At 46.1% G+C, this 24,597-nt stretch carries 15 protein-coding genes; 2 read left to right on the forward strand and 13 right to left on the reverse strand.

The features are described 5' to 3' along the window. Window positions 1–78 precede the first annotated feature (78 nt). The 13 genes from FLA_RS26635 to FLA_RS26695 form a co-directional block, all read right to left on the reverse strand. Entirely contained in the window at window positions 79–3,471 is a 3,393-nt protein-coding gene (locus FLA_RS26635; RefSeq protein ID WP_076376068.1) for an ATP-binding protein, read from the reverse strand. Beyond that, on the reverse strand, window positions 3,437–4,039 hold the full coding sequence (locus tag FLA_RS26640) for a DUF4194 domain-containing protein (RefSeq protein ID WP_076376070.1): 603 nt from the start codon (window positions 4,037–4,039) through the stop codon (window positions 3,437–3,439). Before FLA_RS26640 ends, FLA_RS26635 begins: the two co-directional genes overlap by 35 nt. A 6-nt stretch (window positions 4,040–4,045) precedes the next feature. After that, window positions 4,046–5,455, reverse strand: a complete 1,410-nt coding sequence (locus FLA_RS26645) for a DUF3375 domain-containing protein (protein WP_231940335.1) — start codon at window positions 5,453–5,455, stop codon at window positions 4,046–4,048. 121 nt (window positions 5,456–5,576) lie between these two features. Continuing rightward, on the reverse strand, window positions 5,577–6,479 hold the full coding sequence (locus tag FLA_RS26650; protein WP_076376074.1) for a magnesium transporter CorA family protein: 903 nt from the start codon (window positions 6,477–6,479) through the stop codon (window positions 5,577–5,579). 137 nt (window positions 6,480–6,616) lie between these two features. Further along, window positions 6,617–7,846 (reverse strand): glycoside hydrolase family 27 protein, encoded by a 1,230-nt coding sequence (locus tag FLA_RS26655; RefSeq protein ID WP_076376076.1) that lies wholly within the window; start codon window positions 7,844–7,846, stop codon window positions 6,617–6,619. 19 nt (window positions 7,847–7,865) lie between these two features. Then, a complete protein-coding gene (gene bglX / locus FLA_RS26660; RefSeq protein ID WP_076376078.1) occupies window positions 7,866–10,112 on the reverse strand; it encodes a beta-glucosidase BglX in 2,247 nt (748 codons plus the stop codon). Between the two features lie 16 nt (window positions 10,113–10,128). Beyond that, window positions 10,129–11,349: an AGE family epimerase/isomerase gene (locus tag FLA_RS26665; protein WP_076376080.1), complete on the reverse strand. Its 1,221-nt coding sequence runs from the start codon at window positions 11,347–11,349 to the stop codon at window positions 10,129–10,131. Further along, window positions 11,346–12,542 carry a glycoside hydrolase family 130 protein gene (locus FLA_RS26670; protein WP_076376082.1) on the reverse strand — a complete coding sequence of 399 codons (1,197 nt, stop codon included), beginning with the start codon at window positions 12,540–12,542 and terminating at the stop codon, window positions 11,346–11,348. The genes FLA_RS26665 and FLA_RS26670 overlap by 4 nt, the downstream gene beginning before the upstream one ends. A gap of 36 nt (window positions 12,543–12,578) precedes the next feature. Then, a complete protein-coding gene (locus FLA_RS26675) occupies window positions 12,579–14,408 on the reverse strand; it encodes a sodium:solute symporter family protein (protein WP_076376084.1) in 1,830 nt (609 codons plus the stop codon). Window positions 14,409–14,441: 33 nt separating this feature from the next. Beyond that, window positions 14,442–16,793, reverse strand: coding sequence for a glycosyl hydrolase (locus FLA_RS31760; RefSeq protein ID WP_076376086.1), 2,352 nt, complete (start codon window positions 16,791–16,793; stop codon window positions 14,442–14,444). A gap of 21 nt (window positions 16,794–16,814) precedes the next feature. Continuing rightward, complete coding sequence (locus tag FLA_RS26685) at window positions 16,815–17,888, reverse strand: IPT/TIG domain-containing protein (protein ID WP_076376088.1); 1,074 nt, start codon at window positions 17,886–17,888, stop codon at window positions 16,815–16,817. A gap of 18 nt (window positions 17,889–17,906) precedes the next feature. Next, on the reverse strand, window positions 17,907–19,493 hold the full coding sequence (locus tag FLA_RS26690; protein ID WP_076376090.1) for a RagB/SusD family nutrient uptake outer membrane protein: 1,587 nt from the start codon (window positions 19,491–19,493) through the stop codon (window positions 17,907–17,909). 18 nt (window positions 19,494–19,511) lie between these two features. Next, window positions 19,512–22,712: a SusC/RagA family TonB-linked outer membrane protein gene (locus FLA_RS26695; protein WP_076376092.1), complete on the reverse strand. Its 3,201-nt coding sequence runs from the start codon at window positions 22,710–22,712 to the stop codon at window positions 19,512–19,514. 233 nt (window positions 22,713–22,945) lie between these two features. Between FLA_RS26695 and FLA_RS26700 the strand changes: the two genes are divergently transcribed. Together FLA_RS26700 and FLA_RS26705 are read left to right on the forward strand one after the other, a co-directional pair. After that, entirely contained in the window at window positions 22,946–23,830 is an 885-nt protein-coding gene (locus FLA_RS26700) for an AraC family transcriptional regulator (protein WP_076376093.1), read from the forward strand. Between the two features lie 504 nt (window positions 23,831–24,334). Beyond that, window positions 24,335–24,580: a DUF3820 family protein gene (locus tag FLA_RS26705; RefSeq protein ID WP_231940336.1), complete on the forward strand. Its 246-nt coding sequence runs from the start codon at window positions 24,335–24,337 to the stop codon at window positions 24,578–24,580. Window positions 24,581–24,597: the final 17 nt, after the last annotated feature.

Genomic DNA, 24,597 nt, shown 5'->3' on the forward strand with positions numbered 1-24,597 from the left:
CTATATTTATGCAACAGTTTGCACCAAGCACAAAGGGCCGCTGTCAGCGGCCCTTTGTGCTTACAATGTATAGGTATATTATTCAGCTACCTCTTCCATCTTTTCCTTCAGCTCTTTCAACGTCATATTATACATCTCGCTATGACGGTTGTTAATGCGCTGGGCAAGGTGTACGTGGGCAATGAACTCCTGTACTATCTGTATCTTATCACTTGGTGTTACTACCAGCAACTGCAGGTGCAGCTGCTTACACAGCTCCATCAGGTAAGTGGCTTTTTCTTCATCCTGGTTACTGAAGCTTTCATCTACTGCGATAAACCGCAGGCTTTTGCTGTTGCTGCCTTCGCGGGTAATACCAAACTGGTAAGCAATAGCACTACACAAAATGGTGTAGGTTAACTGCGCTTTTTCACCACCGGATAACTGGCCCATCTGGCGATAGGTTTTCTTGAGTTCATCCGTGTTGCGATACTTTTCATCGGCCCAGAATTCAAACCAGTTGCGCACATCCAATACACGGGCGCGATAGGTTTCGCTTTCGTCCAGGCTGGCTATTAACGGCTGCACTTTGCTGCGGAAATGCCAGGCCTTATCTTCAAAACTGTTCTGCTGCCAATTGGCCGATTGTGGCAAGGCTTCCAGCAACTTGTTACGGAATTCTTTTACGGCCGTGTCGGTAACAGAGCGTTTGCCTAACTGTATATAGGTATCGGGCAGGCGGTTAAAGTTGATGCCCCCCAGGCTTTGATTGAGTTTAATGACGCTGTTGTTAATACTGCGCTCCCAGTTTTCCAGCTCTTCGCTTAGCTCGCCCATTTTATATACCATGGTTTCGTGCAGGTAGCGCTCGAAATCTTTTTTGAAGCGCGGCAGGTTTTCCGATTCCAGCTTATCCAACCACTCTACATATTCGTTGGTATAAGCCGCATCGTCGGGCAAACGTTGCACATCGCCATTCCAATCCGGGAAACGTTGTTGTAGCTCGGTGGAAGGGTTTTTAATACGGTTAATGCTTTTGTTCAGCAGCGTTTCTTCGCGGTACACAGCATCCTGCAACCTTTCCACACCCCCCTCTATCTGCTGGCGCAGGGCAGTAGATACCTGCTCAATAGTAGTGAGCGTAGGCACACCTATCTGCTCGGCATAGTGCTGCTGAAACTGTAGCAGTTTGTCTTTATCTTCTTCATTAATAAACTGCAATATCATGCGCAGGCCCTCCTGCTCTTCCTGCATGCGGGTGATGCTGTTTTGCACCGTTGCCCGTTCGCCCAGCAATTCTTCGCGCTGCATTTCCAGTCCCGCACGTTTCTGCTGCAACTCGTCCAGTTGTTTGGTTAATTCCTTTAACTGGTTATTGCTCTGGCTCAGTGATTTCATCTGCTCTTCTATCGTGCGGATGTTGCGTTGCAAAGCAGCCACATCTATTTCAGAAAAACCGCTGTGTTGCTGAATACGGCTTAAGGCCAGCGCCTCTTTGTTCAGCTTATCCTTTTTGCGTTTACAACGTTGCAGGGTTTCTTCTGCCAGCGCAATAGTATCGGCCAGCTGGTTACGCTTTTTAATCAGCGTTTCTTTTTTGCGTTCGTTGTTCCAACCCATTACATAACCACCGGCATCGTTGCGATGCGCACGATCGTCTTTTTCGTGACGGTCGCGGTTTTTAATCAGGCCGTATAACGTAATGGCCCTGTCGTAACGGTCCAGCGTTTTTTCATCATCCAGGCAGCTGTAAGCGAACTGTTGCACCACCTGTTGTTCTACCCAGGGAGATAAAGGATGATCGGGGTGGAAGTCCAGTTTGTAATACACCGTTCCGCTATCGGCATGCTGCTGTAAGGCGGTATCATTTACGTGATAGTACACCAGCCTGCCCCGCAGGTTGGTATTGTTCACATACTTGTTTACTTTTTTATAGTGTTTGGCAGGCACCAGCATACGCAGGGCAAAGCCGTGTAACAGCTTTTCCAGTGCAGGCTGCCAGGCCAGTTCATCCGATTTTACCTGCATCAGCTCACCCGCAAAAGGCAGTTCGGTAGTATCTATTTTCAGGGCATCGCACAAATCCCTACGGGTCTGTATCAGGTTACCCGGTATGTTGTTCCTGCTATGCAGCAACACGTTCAGTTCAGACTCTATCTGTTCTTTTTCCTGTGTGCCCTTGGTAGAAGCACTACGGCTGTCAAACTCGTCATCTTCGTTTAAACGGGTTTCGCGTTCAATACGCAGGCTGGCTTTATGTGCTTCTGTTTTTACGCGTTTGTAACTGGCTTCATCTGCAATATTGGTTTCTGCAATATGCAGCGTATCGCACCAATCGCTGAACTGTGTTAAAGATGTTTCGGCATGTTTTAATTTATCCCGCGTATCCTCCAGGTCTTTCTCCAGCTGTTGTAAACGCTGACCGGCTTTGTTCTGATCAATCTGGTTGCGGGTTACGCGCTCTTCTTCAATCAGATCATCCACTTCTTTTTTAGCGCCTTCCAGTCGTTGCTGTAGCTCGGACAAAGTGGTTTGTGATTGCAGCACCACTTCCTGCAACAAATGATGTTTGGTATAGCGGTTCCAGATAGTAGCGGTTTCGGCCTGTTGCTTTAAATGCTGTAGCTGCTGCTGGTTTTGCTGGTGGCTGGTGTATAGCTGTCCCAGCGGTTGCAACAGTTTTATCTGCTCTTCTACTTTTTCAATATTGCGTTGCGCTTCCAGCAAGGTGCCCAGGTGCTTTTTCAGATCGAGAAACTGCTCTTCCATATTACGCGGTTCCAGCATGTGCATCCGGATAAACTCATCCAGGTTGCCCAATACTTTAATACCCACGGTTTGGTTAAACAGGCTCAGGGCCTGCAAACTTTGCATACCCAGCACTTCTGTTAAACGCTGTGCATAACCGCTGGCTGCGGAAAACCATTCCACCTGGCGGCGTGTGCCTTTGTTGTATTGTTTATCTATACGGCGTTTCCAATCGCCTGCCAGATCAAAAGGTTTGAAATCGCCTTCAATGCTTAACGCTTTATGCGCCACACCAAACATGCGCTTCATATCGCCGTTGCTGAAATAACGCACCTGGAACAGGGTTACCAGTTGCTGCGCTTCGTTGGCAAAATGTGCCAGTAGTATGCTATACGCTTCTTCCTTGCTTTCGCGCAGGTATAAGGTTTTGGTAGTGTTGGTACTTTCGCTGTTGATGGTACCATAGCCACCTAATACATAGGTTTCTTCGGTACGGTCGCCTTTTTTTTCACTACCGGACGACTGGTTATAAAAACGGTATTTTTTTTCCGGAACAATGAGGGTAAGCAGCGCATCCACAAACGTGGTTTTACCGCTACCGTTGGATCCTGTAAGCAAAGAAGTTTCGCCACCCGGACGGATGCTATGTATCACCCCATCGAAAGTGCCCCAGTTAAACACTTCCATGTACTGAAGGCGGAAACCGGATTTATGACTGTCGGTGCTGAATACGTTTAGCTGCATGTTCGCTCAATTGTTGCTTAAACTGATCTAATATTTCGCCATCCACCCTGGCTTTGATAATCTTTTTAATGCGGAATTTCTGTTCATCCGCAATATCGTTGTTCTCTATCCTGTCCAGGAATCCGTTTTCCTCGGCACGATCAATCAACCTGTCCAGTTCTTTCACAAACTTTACACGGCTGGCGTTTTCTTTAAAGAACAACTCCCCATATTCTTTTATCTCCCGGCGCTTTTTAATCAGCTCGCGGTTGGTTACTTCTCCTACTTCAAACTCAGCCATCATATCGCGCAGCAATACCAGCAGCACGCTTTCATCGTAAGTAAGCGGACGGCGCTGCATCCAGCTCACCGTAGCCTCATCTTCCTCCGAGCTGGTATGACGCAGGTAGGCATAGCCATCATCTTCATCCAGCACCAGGGTTAAACCCAGCTGCTGCACAAAGCGGGTAAGTTCTGTTTTGTATTGTAACAGTCTTTCCCAGGCCGATTTTTCCACATACTCCACCGGCCCCTTTAATAGCTTAATGAATACCGGTGTGTAGGGTAATATTTTATCAGGAATATTCATTCGTTATTATTTGCTGAACAACAGGTAAGGCACCTCTATAAACTTGGTTTGCTGTTCATTTACTGGTATATGTTCGGTAATATTTTTCATAATCTGTACGCGGCTGCCTTTATCGCGTAAGAAGCTGTAATAGGCTACAATTTCCGCTACCCCGTTTTCCAGCCCTGTGGTTTCGATAATCTCTTTCAAGGTGGCAGTGTCCCGCTTTTTCAAAATGGTTTCCACATGGCCCCACAGCTTTTTCTTATCAATAAAGCTGGTATTGAGTAAGCGGTTGAAACGCTCCATGTCGCCAATTTTTTCCTCGCTGGCCAAAGGCTGCTTCAAGGTACCTGCCACTTTCTTTTGTTCGGTGGTGAGCTTGCGATCCATAGCCAGTTTTATTTCCACCGGCTGATCCAGCATAATACCTGCCTGCACCGGCTCTTCGTCATCCATTAGCTCAAACACCAGTTCTTTAATGTTACTGATCTGCTGACGCAGGCGGCGGTGGTAAGCAATTTCTTTTTCGGTGATGATACGGCTTAGTTTCTCCGCCATCCGGTCGTTGGCATCATATACCGCACGGCCCTGTTGTAATAACAGCGATTTAATGTTTTGCAGAAAATCGTGATCGGCGTTTATCTCCCGCTCGCTCAGCAACTGCATCAGCTCGTCGGTAAGACTACGCCAGTCGTCCTGACCGGCACGGGATATCAGGAAGTCGTAAAACGCATAGAAGCTTTTGCCCTGGTCACTGTTACGCAGTGAATCGTACGATTCAAAAGCATAGCCGATAATAGCGCCCTTATTCAATTCTGCACGGGTGTGCTGCTCTACGATGTTGCGGTGTATTTGTTTGAAGTTGTCTTCCACCTCACGGAAATCACTGATGAGTTCATAGCACAAACGGGTGAACAGCTCCAATCTTTCCTGTACCTGGGCGTTGCTGTATACCTCTACCGGCGCCCCCATTTCCAGGGCTTTGATCTCTTTGTCAATTTCGGCCCGTCTGTTTTTCAGTTCTTCCAAACGCACTACGCGGTCGTCTTCTGTTTTTTCCACCATATCGCGCAGGGAAGAAAACAGCATTTTAAACCGGCTTTCGGTGCCCACAAACTGGCGCTTTTGTAAACTTTGCAGCCATTGGAACAGCTTTTCGGTATGGGCGCTCAGTTGGTAAATGACTTCGCCTTCGGGCCCGGGCAGATCCTGTAACAGTCTCTTTTGCACCCAGTTGAGCAGATATTTACGGGCGCGGCTTTCTTCATCTTCGCCAAATTCAATCCGCGCTTCCTCCATCACCTCCGTACCATCGGCATGCGTAGCCAGCGTATCCACCAGCAGACTCACCAGTTGCGGCTCCTGGATAGAGAAGATATTGGCTTCTTTAAACACCTCGTACAAAAAAGGCAGTACCCAATGCGCATTTCGCATGCGCAGCATTTGCACTGCAGGAGAATTTTCGATAATAAATGCGATATCTGAACCTGGCATAAGTATTACAAGCTACGGAAAAAGGGGAATGAAGGTAATGTATTTGCCTTTTCCACTGCAATTATAACCACTTTCTACGCCGGAACCAGATATAAATACACAGCGTAATAACCCCCATCAGCACCAGCGAACCAGGATAGCCCCAGGCCCAATCCAATTCGGGCATATGCTTGAAATTCATGCCATAAATACCCACAATAAAGGTGAGCGGCATGAAAAACACCGAGAAAATGGTGAGAATACGGATAGTTTCGTTCGTTTTTTGGGAGGAAATATTGAAATAAATGTTCAGCAGGTGGTTGGTGTTTTCGGTGAGGGAATCGAAAATAGCCTGCTGCTTAATATGCAGATCGCGTAAATCGCGGGTGTATACATTGGAATGGTTGGGTGGATCTATTTTATCTACCATATCAAAACTCATGGTCATCAGGCGGCGAAAAACATCCGCCTTCCGTTTCAGGTAATACAGCCCTTTTAAAATAGGAGCTTTGCGGTTTTTCAGAAACACCTGTTTTTCGTAAAACTCAATTTCATCGGTCAGCTCCCCGGCCGGCTGGTTAAACGACTTCAGGCCTGCTTTTATCAGTTCTATCAGCACATGTTCCGTTTTTTTACAAACCCCTTCTTTTACCACACCATTACTGATGTTTTCAATTTCTTTCCACGGATTTTTGTGAATGGTAATAATATGGGAATCAGCCATAAAAATGGCTATTTTATTGGTCAGTTCTTTTACCGTATCGGCTACTTTACTGTCTTGCGGATCGTATACCCGTAATATTACAAATGTGTATTCCTGCAAACGCTCGTATTTAGGCAGGTGGTCATTTTCCAGAGAATCCTTTATCGAAGCTTCATGCAGACCGTATTCTTTGGCCACACGCATAATTTCAGACTCATCCGCCCCGTTAATATTAATCCATTCAAAGGGCAAACCGTTTTTTTCGGCCAGTTTTTGTATCATAGAAGTTGTTGCTGTACCCGGTAGGTAATTCAACTGCTGTGCCAATTGGTAGCATACACCTTCCGGAAATAAAAAGCCCCCGGACCTATCAGCAGGGTTGCTGTAGTGCCGAAGGGCTGTAAACAGTTATAGTAACACTACTTCATTTTCACCAACCGCAGCATCAGCACATCATGCGCTGGCACTACGGCCTGTAATGGCGTGTTGGTGGTAGTGGCCTTCTTGTTTTCCCATACGTTTTGTACGGAATATTTCTCTTGGGTGGGGTTGAAGTCCCTGTGTGATAAAGTATCGGTAACAATGGTCCAGTTGTGATTCAACGCAACCGGCTTGCTGCTTCTGTTCAAAAAACAAACCGCCCAAGCACCATCTGCCAATGGTTTGTACCAGGTATCCACGCTGTCTTTAGCGGTGTGTTTAAAACCTTGTATGCCTAGTGTGTCCTGGTTGATAGCCAGTGCCTGTTTGTTGGTAAGGATAGCCAGTGTTTGTGGGGTCATGTTTTTTAAATCGTTGCCGGAAATCAGCGGGGCGGCCAGCATACACCACATGGAGAAATGTGCGCGGTCTTCGTTTGCGGGCATACCATTGCCTACTTCCAGCATATCGGGATCGTTCCAATGGCCCGGGCCGGCGTACTTGCGTAAGCCTTCCTGTTTGTCGAGAATGGCCATTACGCCAAACGATTTCCAGGTGCCGTGGTCTTCTATGCAATCAAAGCAATTGTAAATATCACCGGTGGTGCGCCACAGGTGGCCTACGTTCTGGCCCCAGGCCCACGGAGTATCGTTGCCCCATTCGCAGATGCTTAAAACAATCGGGCGGCCTGCTTTGCGCAGGGCCGCAGTGATGGTTTTATAAGCGCCTTCTGCTTTTAAGCCTTCGGTATTGCACCAGTCGTATTTTAAATAATCTACGCCCCACGAAGCATACGTCAATGCATCCTGGAACTCGTAACCACGGCTACCCGGCCGGCCACCGCAGGTTTGGGAACCGGCATCGGAGTAGATGCCCAGCTTCAGACCTTTGGAATGGATGTAATCGGCTAAGGCTTTCATGCCGGAAGGAAAACGTTTGGTATCGGGATGAATAAAACCCAGGCTATCCCTATCGCCATGCCAGCAGTCGTCGATATTGATGTAAGTGTAGCCAGCGTCGCGCATACCTGTGGTAACCATGGCATCGGCCATTTGTTTAATCAGCGCTTCGCTTACGTTACAGGCAAATTTGTTCCAACTGTTCCAGCCCATAGGCGGGGTAGCGGCCAGGCCAGGATACTTGGTATAATTTTGTACATAGTTGTTGCCCTGTGCAAAAACAGTCACTGCCAGCGTGATGGCCGCCAGTGAAGAAATCAGTTTTTTCATTATTGTTGGTACTATAGCGTTATTGTAATTCAAATGTGGCTTCCTGCACGTCTTTGGAGTTGCCACCTACCATTACAGAGAACTTGCCTTTTTCCAGCACTGGTGCGCCAGTGGCATCGTAAAAGTGGAGCAGGTCATCTGTAATAGTGAACGTTATCTGTTTGCTTTCGCCTTTTTTCAAGGCTATTTTCTGGAAGCCTTTTAGCTCCTGTACCGGGCGGATAAGCGAAGCGGCATGATCGCGCAGGTATAATTGCACCACTTCTTCGCCATCGTAGTTGCCGGTGTTGGCTACGGTAATAGTAGCCTGTATAGAAGCGCCTTTTTGCTTGGTAGTTTTGCTTAGCTGCAGGTTGGAATAAGTATAGCTGGTGTAGCTTAAACCATATCCGAAAGGATATAATGGCTCGCGGGGGATATCGCGGTAACGGCTATACCAGTTGCCCATGCCGTCTGTTTCTTTAGGACGGCCGGTGTTGTAATGATTGTAATATACCGGTATCTGGCCTATGGCATAAGGAAAGCTCATCACCGTTTTGGCGGTGGGGTTATAAGCACCTGATAACACATGTGCAATGGCATTACCGCTTTCTGTGCCTAATATCCAGCTATACACAATGGCATCTACCAAACCTTCTGTGGCGGTTAATACCAGTGGCCGGCCGGAGGATACAACTGCAACTACTTTTTTACCGGTGGCTTTTAAGGCTTTCAATAAAGCAATTTGATTGGCGGGGATTTCAGGCGCGGCCAGGGAACGGTCTTCACCGGCCATTTTACCACTCAGGCCAATGTTTACCACTACTACATCAGCAGCCTGTGCATTGGTTACTGCTTCATTCACCAGTGCTTCATTGGCACTACCATCGGCCTGGTAGCCTGCGGCATAGCTTACTTTATCCGCACCCCATGCTTTTTCCAAACCTTCGCGTAAGGATACTGCCTGTTTGTAATCACCTTGTGCAATCCAGAAGTCAAACATATCCTCTTTGCTGCTGGCGTATAAACCTACCAGGGCTATTTTGCTGCTGGTTTGCAGCGGCAGCGCCTGGTTATTGTTCTTAAGCAATACAATGCTGCCTTCGGCTGCACGTAGCGCTTCCTGTCTGTGTGCTGTGGTGAATAAAGTAGATTGTTCACGGCCATCTATATTGTATTTATACGGCGTATCGAACAGGCCCAGGGTAAACTTGATACTTAAAATGCGGGCAACGGTTTCGTCCAGTTCCCTTTCGGTAATCTTGCCTTGCTTTACCAGTTCGGGGATATGGGCAAAGGTGACTTTCGATTCCATGTCAATCATGCTACCTGCTTTAAATGCTTTTAAGGCAGCGTCTTCTTCATTCTCAGCATATCCCCAGGTGATCATTTCGCCAAACGATGCCCAGTCACTTACCAGGAAACCTTTAAAACCCCATTGTTTTTTCAGCACATCGGTTACCAGGTATTTGCTGGCGCTTACCGGCACGTTTTCAAAAATATTAAAGCCGTTCATTACACTGGCGGCCCCCGCATCTACTGCGGCTTTATAAGGTGGAAGGTATTTGTTCCATAAAGCCACACGGCTTACATCGGTGTAGTTATACTCACGGCCCGATTCTACCACGCCATAACCGGCAAAGTGCTTAACACAGGCCAATATATGCTCGTTATCCAAACCTGCCTGTAACCCTTTTACCCGGGCGGCAGATACTAAGCTCCCATACCAGGGATCTTCCCCTATGCCTTCCATTACACGGCCCCAGCGTGGATCGTTGCTGATATCGCACATAGGTGCAAACGTCCAGGTAATACCTGCGGAAGAAGCTTCTTTAGCGGCCACGCCTGCGTTGGCGGTTATCTGGTTCAGGTTCCAGCTACAGGCTTCGGCCAATGGTATCGGGAAAATTGTTTTATAGCCATGTATCACATCATAACCAAACAACAGGGGAATACCCAGCCTGCTTTGTTCTACAGCAATGGTTTGCACAGCTTTGGTTTCGGCAGAACCTATTACGTTTAACATAGACCCCACTTTGCCTTCACGCACCATCTGCATTTTGGCCTGCTGACCAGCATCGTTTAAAGCAGGGCCTGTAAATGCGCCGCCATTCAACTGGTTCAGCTGACCTGCTTTTTCGGTAACGGTCATGCGTTTGAGCAAATCTGCTACACGGGTAGCTACAGGAAGGTTTTTATTTTTATAGGCCGGAAGCGGCTCTTTGGTTTGTGCCATACCCAGCCCTGCCATAGCAGTAGCCAGGATAAATAATGCTGTTTTTTTCATATAGCCGTTTTTATAGTTAGTTCTCCAATGTACTATTATGCGATAAGCTTTCGTTGATACGCCGGATCAGCTCTATACAGGCCCGGCCATTGTGATAAGGACATTTCCAGAAACCTGCTTTATCTTCCCCATTCATGATACTGTAATCTTCTTTCACCCCCCAAAACCACTCGCCCCCTTCTTTATCTAAGATATGATTACGGGTAAACTCCCAGGTTTGTACAGATTGCTCCAGGTATTTAGCATTGCCGGTAAGCTGCCAGGCATTGAAAAAGCCTACCATGGCTTCGGCCTGCGGCCACCAGTGTTTTTCGTGCATCCAGTGGTTAGTAGCTTTATCATATTCATACCACAATCCACCATCTTCATCCAGTCCTTCCGCAGCAGCATCGGTAATGCTTACCGACCAGGCTTTCACTTCTTCCAGCAACGCGTTATCGCCAATGACTTCCGCCGCTTCCAGTATTAACCAGGCCGCTTCTATATCATGACCATAGGAAACAATTTCTGATTTGGGTTGCCATTCGTCGTTAAAAAACAACAATAAATGGTAGTCTTCCGCAGTAATATACTGCAAAAAAATACGGATTAATTCGGCAATACGCTGCTTTAATACATCATTCTGCCAAATTCGGTACAGCGTGGTGAACGCTTCCAGCACATGCAGATTGGTATTCATGGATTTACGCTCGTTTGCATCTTTTTCGCTCAGGCGTAAATCAGCTATCGGATTCCATTCACGGGTAAGCGCTTCAATATATCCTCCATATACCGTATCGTAACTAAATTGTACAATAGCTTTATACAAAGCAATGGCTTGTTCCTGCACGGCTTTATCGGGCCGGCATTGGTAATAGGCGCTTATTCCATACACCACAAAGGCCTGGGCATATACCTGCTTTTTAGTATCCAGCGGCGCGCCCTTATAATCAACACTCCAGTATACACCACCATATTCTTTATCAAAAAAATGATGCAACAGGTATTGATAAGCACGGTCGGCCATTTCCAGGTACGACTCGTAACCAGTGGTATGATACGCTTCGGAAAAGGTCCAGAGGATACGGGCATTTAATACTACCCCTTTAGGGGCGTGTATATGCTGATAATTGGCATTATCAATTTTTCCGTAGAACCCACCATACACAATGTCCTGTGTATGGTTGATCCAATAAGAAAGTATATTCGTCAGCTCATGCTGCATTTGTTGCCGGTAGGCTGTTAACAATTGCCTCATACTGCGCTGGCTTCTTTTAACTGGTGGATGTAGGGAGCGTTCTGATGTATTAAGTTATTCAACGTTTGCACGGATGTGGCCGAACGTAAACCATCTTCCTTGGTATGGATCACATAATCTACCAGTTTATCAATGGTGGAAGTAGCTACGTGCATGCGGGTATCGGAAGAAGCGTAGTAGATAAATACTTTGCCATCTTCATCGGCTATCCAGCCATTGCTGAACAATACGTTGGAAACATCCCCCACTCTTTCTATCCCTTCCGGTGCCATAAAATGGCCTGCAGGCTTATGAGTAACTTTGGTGATATCGTCCAGGCTGGTCATAAACAGGTACAATACATAACGTAACCCTGCAGCGCAGTTGCGCACGCCATGTGCCAGGTGCAACCAACCTTTATCGGTTTTAATAGGTGCAGGCCCTAAGCCGTTTTTGGCTTCATACACTGTGTGATAAGCCCTGCCATCTATCACTATTTCTTCCTTTACTACCGCGTTGGTAATATCATCGGCCAGGCCAAAGCCTATGCCACCACCGCTGCCGGTGTTGATAAATCCATCCTGCGGACGGGTATAAAAGGCATACTTACCATTTACAAATTCCGGATGCAACACCACGTTGCGTTGTTGTGGCGAAGGTGTTTTTAAATCGGGCAGGCGCTCCCAGGTTTTCAAATCCCTGGTGCGGGCAATACCGCACTGTGCAGTAGCGGCAGATAAATCAGTAGCCGGCGCAGTTTTATCGCGACGCTCGGTACAGAACACTCCATATATCCAGCCATCTTCGTGCTGCACCACACGCATATCATACACATTGGTATCGGGATCGGAGGTTTCGGGCATCACAATCGGGCGATCCCAGAAACGGAAACCATCTATACCATTATCGCTTTCTGCTACTGCAAAAAACGATTTACGATCCACGCCTTCTACCCTGGCCACCATCAGGTATTTGTTATTCAGCTTAATGGCTCCTGCGTTAAAAGCGCCATTAATACCAAACCTTTCTAACAGGTAAGGGTTGGTTTGGGGATTTAAATCATATTTCCAGAAAACAGGCGCATGCTGCGCTGTTAACACGGGATGTTCATATCTGTCGTATATGCCATTACCTATCGCTTCCCGACTGTTGGGTTTGTTTACCAGCTCGGTATAAGCCTGCTGAAGCGCCGCTAATCTTTTTTCAAAATTCATATACTATCTGCTTTGTTATATTAATGTATGTAGTGGTTAATCTTCCAGTTTATTCCACCAGGTTCGTTTTAAAATAAGAATGATGATTACAAGAATAACTACGGTTATCAGCAACGGCAGTTGCAACCACAACACCACATACATTGGCAGTATGGTTAAACAACATTGTGCTATAATACCCAGCACTACATTAAACATGTCCAGTTTAAAGCGCCTGTTAGGCTGGAAGCCGGGGTTTTCGGCTACTACCAGCGCATGCACGGGTTTCCAGAAACCCCAGGGTTTTACAGTTTTATAGAATGATTTTAAAGTAGCTTCTTCTGCAGGGGGAGCCATATAAGTGCCTACGATTGCGCCGGCCAGTGATATTACAAACAGCAGTGGCCAGTAATACAAAGCCAACCCGGTAAACACAAAAGGAAACACCAGCGCGGCGGCAATGCCACACATCATGCCCCAGAAAAAGCCACTGGCGTTAAAGCGCCACCAGTACCATTTTAATACGTTGGCCGCAATGTAGCCGCCATATAAAGCGCCTACTATCCACTGTAACACACTGTTTACATCTTTGGCAAAAAAGCCCAGCACCACACCAATAGCCACTACCACAATACCTACCAGGTAGTTGAGCCTGATCACTTTTTTAGTGGATGCATTCGGGTTTACATACTTGAGATAAATATCATTGACAATGTAGGCCTGCGCTGCATTTAAAGTGCCGGAGAAGGTGCCCATAAAAGCACCCAGCAAACCGGTTAACACCAACCCCATAATACCTACCGGTAAAAAGCTGTTGATAGCAGCCGGTAATATGCGTTCAAAGTCGGTGCCGGTGGCTGTTTTTACATCCAGCTGGTTATAGTATAACAAAGCCAGCACGGTTAAGCCTATTACCATAGCGTAGCGGATAGGCAGCAGGATGATAGACACAAAGCCCGTCATTTTACTGGCTTCCCTGGGCGACCGGGTGCTTAACACCTTTTGCATATCGTAGTTAGGTGCAGGCCCTGCCAGGCTGGCGAAAACACCTTTAAACAACATCATCATAAAAAAGAAACCAAACACGCCAAAACCATCTTCTTCAATTTTCTTACTGGCATCGGGCACAATCTTACTCCAGTCGAGATTCAGGTGCCAGTTAAAGAAAGGACTGTTCCAGCCCTCTGGCACCGCCAGCGGTGCATTAGCCTTGTGCAGGTGCAGCATGGCAATAATGGCTATGGAAATACAAGCCACTGTCATAATCACATACTTGATTACATCGCCTAACACAATGCTGTGCATGCCCCCTAATATGGAATAGAACATGGCAAATAAGGTAAACACAATGCCATAGAAATGCGGTACGTATTCGGGCGGGATGGTAAAAGGCACATAAGGCTGTACCTCACTCCACGGAACAAATATTTCAATAAACTTACCCAGGCCCACAAAGCCATAGGCCAGGAAGCCGAAGCAGCTTAACAAGGCAAAAGCCACTACAATCGCATGCGAGCTTTTAATGCCTTTACCCACCCGGCCAAAGCGGGTGGCCAGCCATTCGGCACCGGTGTTGGCATTAGAGCGACGCAGCCATTTGCTTAAAAACATCATCATAAACACCTGGTTAAACACCGGCCACAGCCAGGGAATCCAGATACTTTTCATACCATATACAAAGCACAAAGCCACCATCCACATGGTGCCGCTGATATCAAACATATCACTGGCATCGCTCAACCCCAGCATATACCAGGGCAACGACTTACCGCCCAGCAGGTAACTTTCGTTACTTTCCCTTGCTCTTTTTCTCAATGCCCAGCCAATCACTATCATGGTTATTAAATAACCCAGTATGATAGCTATGTCCAATAAGTGCAATTTCATGTTCTGTTGTATTTCTGTTGAAGCCGGGTTTATTTACTGGTATAACTTTTCTTTGGCCACATCCTTCTCAAACAGGGAATTGCTATAGCCATACATTTTAATAAAATCTGCGGCCGAAGCATCCTGCTTACGGGGTACATAATAATGCCATTTGCCGTTGGGTTGCTGGCCATGATTGCGCCAGAACATAATATAGCTCAGTGCATAGCCTTCCCTGGCCTTCCACACCGTTTCGGTAAACCATTTGTCGTAAGGAATAGCTTCATAACCTGTTTCGGCAAAAGCGGGTATTTTACCTCTTTCTTTAGACAGTTTATCTATAATGCCAAAACGCAATTGTTGTTGTTTAAAAAAGCTGCTATCTGTACGCGGATCGGCATACTGGTAGCTGTCAAAGCTTAACACATCGGCATAGGCGTCGCCGGGATATCTTTCTAAAAAGCCCGCTTCGCTGGTAAAGTCGTTGCTGTTAAATACATACAATAAGTTGTGCAGGCCTTTTACATCCCGCATATATTGTACGGTATAACGCCAGATGGCTTTTAACTCATCCGCGGTGCAATAAGGCTTACCCCACCAGAACCAGTTGCCTTCCAGCTCGTGAAAAGGACGAAACAACACAGGAACAGGCTCGCCATTAGCGCCTTTTAAAGAACCCAGAAAAGCCGCCACTTTATCTAACCAGGTATTGAACAATGCATGCTTAGCGCCACCGGGTAAGATCTGTGCCACCGAGCCTGCTGTGGTATCCCAAGCCGATGCGCCGTTCACCGGGTTATCGGCATGCCAGCTGATGGTAATAACACCGCCACGCTGGTACCCCTGCTGTATATATGCACGCATTTTATCAAAAGGCACGCCGTCGATATTAGCAGGCAGATCGTGTTCTATATTACCCAGCTCCCAGCCATACAACGCAGGGTAATCGCCGGTGAGTTCTTTTACATCGCTTTTACCCGCTACATATTTCCAGCCTACGCCATAGGCCAGATCGTCCTGGTGGCCGATCATGGTGCCTTTAGCCAGCAGACGGTGCAGGTTGTTGTATAAGTTCACGGTTTTAGAAGTAGCCTGCACATCTACCGGCAATTGCTTTGTTCCCTTACCCAGCGTAAAGGCAGTGATCACTTTCCAGGTGCTGCTATCGCCATCAAACACACCGTTCAGCCCCTGCTCTTCCATGGGTGGATCGCCGGAAAAGTCATCTCCGTTTTTCCAGTACACCTGCCCCGGTATGGGACGGGCTGTTCCGCTGAATGCCCAGAAATTAACACCTGCTAAATAGCCTTGTGTTTGTGCCTGCTGTTGCCAGAGTGAGAATATATTGTAGAAGTAATGATCGCGTAAAGAAGTAGAAGCCTGCAGGCTAAAGGAATGACCATTGCGTGGAATACCAAACTCTTCTACCACCAACGGCTTTTGTAACTGACGGGCAACTTCCAGGTGCTTCTGTATATAAGCAATTGCCCTGGTTTCTACCGCGGGCATATCTGCTTCTAACGTGGCTTCGTGCAACCAGCCCCAGTTTTTAGGCCAGATATGGATGGTGAGATAATCCACATTCTTATCCGTATGAATAGCTTTGTACAGGTTCATATCTTCTGTACCCATTTCTCCTTCATGCCCTAATGTGATAAGATGGTTTTGATCTTTTGACCGGATAAAAGCTGCTGTAGCGCTGATCCATTGCTGGTAAGCGCTGGCCGCCGCCGGGCGCATAGGGCGCGGCTCGTTGGCCAGCTCCCAGGCCATAATAGCCGCATCGTTGGTATAAGCACGTTTAGTAACGGAGTTTACACGGGCAAGTACGTAACCTACCTGCTTCAGGTAAGCCGCTTTGCAGGCATCGCAGGAATAAAAACGGGCTGTTTCGTCACGCAGTTCATCCCAGCTCATCTTCTTTCTAAAAGTGGCATCGTCAATAATACGGTTCCATTGCAGGTATTGCAAAAAGCCGCCGCTCCACTCCCAGTTGTTACTGAGAAAAAGCACCGCCTTCATATTTCTTTTGCCCATTTCGGCCAGCACTATGTCCAGCCCCCGCATGGCTTCTTCGCTAAAAACCCCTTGTTGTGGTTGCAGTGGCGGCGATACACGTTGTACACCATTTACCTGGCCCTCCCCTTCGGCACCAGCCAGCAAACGAAGATTGGTTACCCCTTTTTGCTGTAAAAAGTCCAGTTCTTTACGCAAGCGTTCGATACCATGCTTTTTATCTTTCAGCAAACCCAGGTAACCACCGTACCAATAGTTAGCACCTATATAATAATAAGGCTTACCATGGAGTGTAAACTTACCGCCCTGCTGCTTTACAAAAGGCAGTGGCGCAGCCGCCACGCCTTTTGATAAACAAACAGCTAACATTATTACAATCAATTTTCTCATGGGGTATACTGCTCAGGTGCTTTATTTTACCAAAATAACATCGTCAAAGTACAGGGTTTCATCCTGGCTATCCGGCCCCTTTACCCACCAGCCCAGCTGGTTAAACGGTGTGCCTTTATTCCAGAGATCCAGCGAGGTGAGAGATATTTTAAAATATGTCCACACCTTGGCAGGTACCAGTATGGGGGCCGATACATCAGCGTTACCATAACCACCTGCACGCTTATCGCCGGTGATATAAAAGGTAAGATCTTCTGACCCGCCTTTTACCCAAAAAGATAAATATTTATAATCTGCATTGTAGGCAATGCCCTTTGTCCAGCTGGCAAAACCATCTGCACTCCAGTTGCCTTTGTTATAACCTGCCTGAAAACTCATGGTACCCGATTTGGCAACAGTAGTAGAAATACCAGCCGGCCCCCAGCTACCGTTTTGAACATCATCACCATACCCTTCTGCAAAAATGACAAAGACATATGCCATATTCACAAACTCCTGCGTAGTAGTAATAGTACCCGCACCGTTAGTGATATATAAAGCAGAACGGGTTTTAGTAGTAGCGGGCATTTTAATAGTTAACGTGGTAGCTGTTTTAGATACAATGGTAACTGTTGCAGTGGCATCTTCTACCAATGTTACCTCCGTTACATCTGCCAGGTTTTTACCGGTTAGAGTAATGACATCTCCGGCCACAAAGTTGTAATTGCTTACATCAGATATTACCGCAAAACCCAGCACTTTAAAGGGCACACTAAACTGTTTGCCCAGGCCGTTGGTGAACACAATGTTTTGCGATGCCGGGTAAGCATCGAGCGGTACGCGGAAAAGAACAGCATTATCTGTATTGAATGCAGGGTTTAACTCTGCATTTACCTGTCCGCTGTCGAACACAATAGTACGGATATCGCCCAGGCCACTACCGGTTAAGGTGATCATGGCATTGGCAGGCGCTTCACCGGGATCGATAGTGCCGGGAGCAGGATTTGCAGACGCACTGGTTAACCTGTAATCCTTGTCTTTTTTACAGGAACCCAGCACCAGGCAGGCCATTAATGCCCCGCCGGCGATGTTACGTATAGTGATAAGCGATTTCATATAATAAGTTTGAAAGGATTAATAATAAGATACAACCTCACCCAGCAAGGCCGGGTTTTCGATGGTTTCGGCCTGGGGCACCGGCAAAAACAATTGCGAAGCAGAAGAAAGCACCACTTTCAATGAATTCACCGATCCATCGTAATTGAGGTTACCTCTTTCCTGCGCAGCAATGATCTGCTTGGCTTTATCAAAGCCCTGGCGCTGAATATCAAAATAATAATCACCCTCAAACGCAAACTCTACCTTGCGTTCGTGTAAAATATCGTCGTTGGTAAAGGTGCTAACTGCCGCCATGCCTGCACGTGTATGTACTGCATTAAAAGCGTTCAGTGCCATTACATCTATGCTTCCGCTTTGCAAAGAAGCTTCTGCATAAATCAACAGCACATCGGCATAACGCAGGATATAAGTGCCCATGCTGGTGAACAGGCCGGTTACCGGCTCAGAGCCACCTGCGGGACCAATTACATATTTCAGAATATTAGAACGGGTATCGTTAAACACATGGGTAAGATCATCCACTTTACCGGTGGTATCGTAGGTAAAGCCGTTAGGGAATTTCTCGTTCTTCCAGTCGTCCCGGTGAAAGCCTTGTTGCATAACGCTCCAGCCACGACGTTTATCGTTGGTGGCATAGCCGGTAGCAGGGTTTAATAAATCGAGGGAAGGCCTTACTGCAGAATAACCATCCGCATTGGTGGGGCCTGGCTTTAACAACGCCTGTGGCGCTACATACTCCTGGTACAGGTTGCCACCGTTATAACCCATAGAAGCCAGCCACTGTAAAGAGAATAAAGATTCTTTATTGTTGTTGGCAGATGCAGAGGTGAACATTTTACCGTAATCGTCATACAGCCCTACTTTATCGGAATGCGCCGTGGAATAGTCAATCACCTCTTTGGCTTTTGCCTTGGCATTGGTATAGTCTTTACTATACAAATACACCTTAGCCATCATGCCTTTAGCAGAAATACTTGTTACGCGACCTTTATCCGCCACTTCCGGCAAATTAGCTTCGGCATACTTTAAATCTTCCAGGGCAAACCTCAATACATCCTTTTGAAAGTAACGGGGCACCAGGTATTTACCAGGCTCGGTTAACGCTACGGGATCACTTACAATAGGTGCATCACCAAAAGCACGTGCGATATAGAAATAAGCAAAGCCCCTGATAAAACGTGCTTCTGCAATGCCTTGCACCAGGTAGGGCTGACTGCCCACCTTCGCTATTTTTTGCTCAAACACATTGATTAACACGGCGGCACTACCAGCTGCCTTGTAGCAACTTCTCCAGGTGGCGCCTACCGGGCCATCGGTACTTAATATATTAAAGTTGTAAAACGTTTTATAGTTATCATCGCCACGGGTAAGTGCCGTGCCGGCCATAATATCCCCTACCGATATAAACGCTTTATCAAACCAACGCCCCCATACCGCATTATACAAAACACCGGTGGCGCCGTTTACTTCTGATGCATTATTATAATAGTTATCTACCGTTACACTGGTAGTAGTGGTGGTGTCTAAAAAACTTTTTTTGCAGGAAGCACCGGCTATCACCACCAACACCAGGCAACTGTATATATATGTTAACTTCTTCATTGTTTTGGCATTTAATCGTTAAAACTCAATGTTGGCTCCTATGGTTACTGTACGCGGAACAGGATAGCGGCCCTGATCAATGTTGGTTAACAGCACATTGCCGTTAAACGAACCCATATCGGGATTGTAACCAGAGTAACCGGTAAACGTGTACAGGTTTTGTGCACTTACATACAGCCTTGCAGAAGAAATTTTTGCTTTTTTCAGCAGATCGGCTGGCAGGTTATAACCAAACGCAACAGTTTGAATACGTAAGTAGCTGCCATTTTCTATATACCTGTCAGATACCCTTACATTGTAGTTGTTCCATTTGTTGAAGCGTGGCATGTTGCTGCTGGTGTTGGCAGGCGTATACCTGTCAAACACAGTAGTTAACTGGTTATTCCACTCATTACTCAACCTTTCGGTAACCATGCGGGTGGCATTATAGATTTTTGCACCGTAGCTGCCATACAGGAAAACAGACAAATCGAATTGCTTGTACTGGAATGTGTTGTTAAGCCCACCGGTAAACTTAGGGTTAGGGTTGCCAATAGGTTGTACATCTTTATCGGTAATAGCCTTATCGCCATCCAGATCTTTATAACGCTGATCGCCCAGCCATAACTGCTGTGGTCCAATCGCCAGACCCCAGTTCATGCCATTGTTCAACTCAGCATCCGACTTAAACAGGCCATCTGTTACATAACCATAAAACTCCCCTACCGGGCGGTTTTGCTGGCTCACGGTAATAACAGGGTCTTTACCGGAATAATCCACACGCAACAGACCACTCAGCTTCGCATCTTTTGTATTGAGTTCGTTCAGGATGTTTTTATAATGGCTGAAGGTTAAGGTGGTTTTCCAGTTAAAATCTTTATTGGTGATGTTATAAGTGGTGAAGGCCACATCAATACCTGTGTTGGTCATTTTGCCGCTGTTGGCCAATGGCGTCCATATATCATCCCAGTTATCAGAATTAGTTTGCTCGCCCAGGCCGGAGAAATCGGCCAGTTGCGTAGCCAGTAACATTTTAGTAGTGATCTTTTTATATACATCTACTGTTACATCCAGCTTTTTATTAAACAGGGAGGCATCCACACCTGCGTTATAGGTTTTTACAGATTCCCAGCCCAGCTTAGGGTTGCCTATGTTACGCGGGAAGCCTGCTGCACCAAAAGGACTGGTACGGCTTAGATCAATATTGGTTTGGTACTGATTGGCAGCTACGTTTTGATTACCTACCACACCATACCCGGCACGTATTTTTAAAGAATTCAATCCTTTAATATCATTGGCAAAAGATTCATTGGTTACCGTCCACGCAGCAGATACAGATGGGAAATAACCAATACGGTTTTCCGGACCAAATGCCGAAGAACCATCGCGCCTGATAGTAGCACTGACAGAGTACCTGTTATCATACGTATAACTTGCCCTGGCAAAATAACTTTCCATGCGCCAGTCGCCTTCACCGGCACTAATGCTTTCACCGGAGTTGTTACCCTGGGCACCCACTGCCAGGGAGGGCAGATTCTGCTGCAGGTTTTGACGGTAAGCACCTATATAATTGTAGTGCGAGCTTTGTGCTTCGTGCCCTAATGTAGCAGAGATCCAATGCTTGCCAAATCCATTGTTATAATTGAAGTAAGTTTTCAGGGTCCAGTAAAGACTGTTATTCCTGTTCTCACTTAATTTGGAAGGTCCAATAATCCGGGTGCTGTCATAACTTCCATCGTTTTGCTTTTGTATATTATATAGCAAAGGCTGAAATGCTTTGCCTTCCGCTAAGGAGAAATTATAGTCCACCTCCGTACGGAAAGTAAGCCCCTTCATAATATTCATATCTGCATACAGCGCACCAAAAGCTTTGGTTTCTATCTGCCTTACATTACGCAGCAGCGCCATAGCTACCGGGTTGTTATCAGTACCGATAGGATTGCCGGCAACCCTTACCTGGCCCGCCCATTGCCCATCGGGAGATAAAATAACCGATGCAGGGCTATTGTATAATACCACGCTGGTAACTGCATCAAAAGCATCTGATAAGCCTACCCGCTGGTTACTGCGCGAAAGGTTAGCGCTGATACCCGCTTTTAACCAGCTTTTCACCTGCTGGTCTACACTCATGCGCAACGCATATCTTTTAAAATCAGTACCTATTAAGATGCCCGTTTGCTCAAAATAGTTGCCGGAGAAATAGTACGTGGTTTTATTCTGACCACCTGAAATGGCCAGCTGGTGGTTTTGTGTAATACCTCTTTGAAAAATAGCATCCTGCCAGTCAGTACCATTACCCAATACATTCACATTTTTAAACTCAGCGGCAGTATCGGCCAGCGTTTCACCGGCAGCCCTTAATTCAGGCACCAGGGAGTTTTGATACATGGCGTACTGACGCAAATTCATCACGGGCAATTTTTTAGGCAAATCGGCTGTACCATAGTAACTATTAAAAGCCACTTTACTTTCACCTGCCTTTCCTTTCTTGGTAGTAATCTGCACTACCCCATTCGCGCCCAGCGAGCCATAAATAGCCTGTGCCGAAGCATCTTTCAAAATGTCTATCTTCTCAATATCGGCAGGGTTTAAAGTAGCCAGCACACTTTGTCCCGTTTGGCCGGCACTTCCGCCCAACACATCCTGGGCCGTGCTGCTACTGGTTCCTCCAATAAAATTCACCCCATCAATTACATACAACGGATCGTTACCATTTACACTGGTAATACCACGCACGCGCACCGATACACCACCACCCGGCTGCCCGGAGTTGGATGACACCGTTACACCTGCCACTTTACCCTGTATGGCCTGATCAACACCCGCTACCGGCAGGTTTTTAATATCTTTTTCTGATACAGAAGAGATAGAAGAAGTAACGTTGGTTCGTTTAGCCGTACCATACCCGATTACTACCACATCTTCCAGTTTTACTTCGGCCCCGGTGAGCACAATGGACAACACAGACTGCCCCTTTATCTGCACCTCTACAGGTTTTAACCCTACATAAGTAACTATCAGTACTTTGGATGTATCGGGAACCGCAATGCGGAAAATACCATTCTCATCCGAAATCACTGATTTGCGGCCGGGTACGTTGATGGTAGCCGTAGGTAACGGCGTGCCTTTTTCATCCTTAACAGTTCCGGTAATGATTTTTTCCTGTGCATAGGAGGCTTGAACGACACAGGTTACGCACAAAAAAAGCGTAAGCAGTTTGCACCTGATTTCTTTTCTCATATTGGCAATTTCGTTTCACCAAAAGTAGACACATTACCATCTCATTGATAATACTTTTTTATCCGTTTTTTATATTTTTTAGTTCCCTCTTATCACAGTTTGCTCTAAAACACCCTTTTTAAGCGCAGAAAACCACCACCACCACCATTCACTTTGTAAAAAATATTGATACTTTATTTACCGCTTGTTATAACTTTATAACACTATTGCAAGCCATTTTATAATAAGCAGGCATGAAAAACAAGCTGTTAAGAGAAATTACCCCACTTACGCCTAACGATTGTTTCACGGTTTTTTCGCGTGAGAAAACGGAATTTGACTTCCCGCTCCACTATCATGAGGAGTTTGAACTCAATTTTATTGAAAATGCGAAAGACGCCAAACGTGTTATTGGCGATCATATGGAAGAGATTAGCGACCTGGAGCTGGTGCTGGTGGGCCCTAACCTGCAACACGGTTGGTTTACACATAAATGCACCTCGCCCTGCATTAAGGAAATTACCATTCAGTTTCACCGCGATTTGTTTGATGAAAAGTTTTTGCACCGCAACCAGATGAGCTTTATACGCACCATGCTGGAACGTTCGGTAAAAGGGGTGTTGTTTTCGCGCGATACCATCCAGGCCATTATGCCACGCCTGAAAGAACTTCCACAAAAACATGGGTTTGATTCTGTGCTGGAGCTGATGTCTATTCTGCACGACTTATCTGCTTCCCGGAATATACGCACCCTCAGTGATGTTACTTTTCGCAATATGGAAAGCTATACCTACAATAGCCGGCGGGTAGAGAAGGTAATGCACTACCTCAATAACAATTTTGACAAAAACGTTACCCTGGGTGAAGCTGCCAAAATTTCGGCTATGACGGAAGTGGCCTTTAGCCGTTTTTTTAAAGCCCGCACCGGCAAAACCTTTGTAGATACCTTAAACGAGGTAAGGCTGGGCCATGCATCGCGTATGTTGATTGATACCACACAAAGCGTGAATGAAGTGGCTTACAAATGTGGCTTTAACAACATCAGCAACTTTAACCGGATATTTAAAAAGAAGAAAGATTGTACACCTAAAGAATTCCGGCAGGCTTATGCTTCTTCCGGCACACGCACTTTTATTTAATGTTGCACTTTTAAATTATGAATAGGAAGCCTTACGTGTAGGTTTTTGATTGTAAGCCAATAACTTAGTAATAAATAAAATTATACGTATAATTGTTAAAATTCAAAGATTTACACACCTGGGACTTTTTTTTCTCACTTTTTTTGATTTTAAAGCCCATTTTAATTGTGTTGAATGTAAAGTCGTGTTAACTTTACATCATCAACATTAGAAATAACATAGATCATTCTATATATCGTATTTAAGATGGTGTTTTTCATAGGTTAGCAACGGCCTGCCTTGTCTAAGGCTCAGGCCTATTTTTTTTATAGGAACTTATGTTTACACTGTTAATACCTTCCTGACTAAGCTATTTACCTTTCCCATTTGCCTTTTTTAATCATCAAAAGATTTCTTTTCCTATCATTTTATTAGCTGCAGGCGAGGTATATACCAGGCATCCTTCTGGCAAATAAAGAAATACTGCTAATTTTGGCAGCTTAGCACAGGTAAAAAGAGAAATTTATGATGCAGGAAGAAGAGTTGCCAGGCCTTAACCCACAAATATTACAGGACCTGGTAGAAGCTAAAATGCCATTTGGCAAGTATAAAGACACCGTGCTTTGCAATATTCCTGTCTCATACCTGGAATGGATGAAACGCAACGGCGGCTTTCCCAAAGGAAAGCTAGGCATGCAACTGGCTACCCTGTTTGAGATAAAAACCAACGGGCTGGAAGACTTACTAAAGCCGCTGAAAAGAAGATATTAAAATAAAAACGGCCTGCA

Origin of the sequence: Filimonas lacunae (assembly GCF_002355595.1) — a bacterium.
Classification (GTDB): domain Bacteria; phylum Bacteroidota; class Bacteroidia; order Chitinophagales; family Chitinophagaceae; genus Filimonas; species Filimonas lacunae.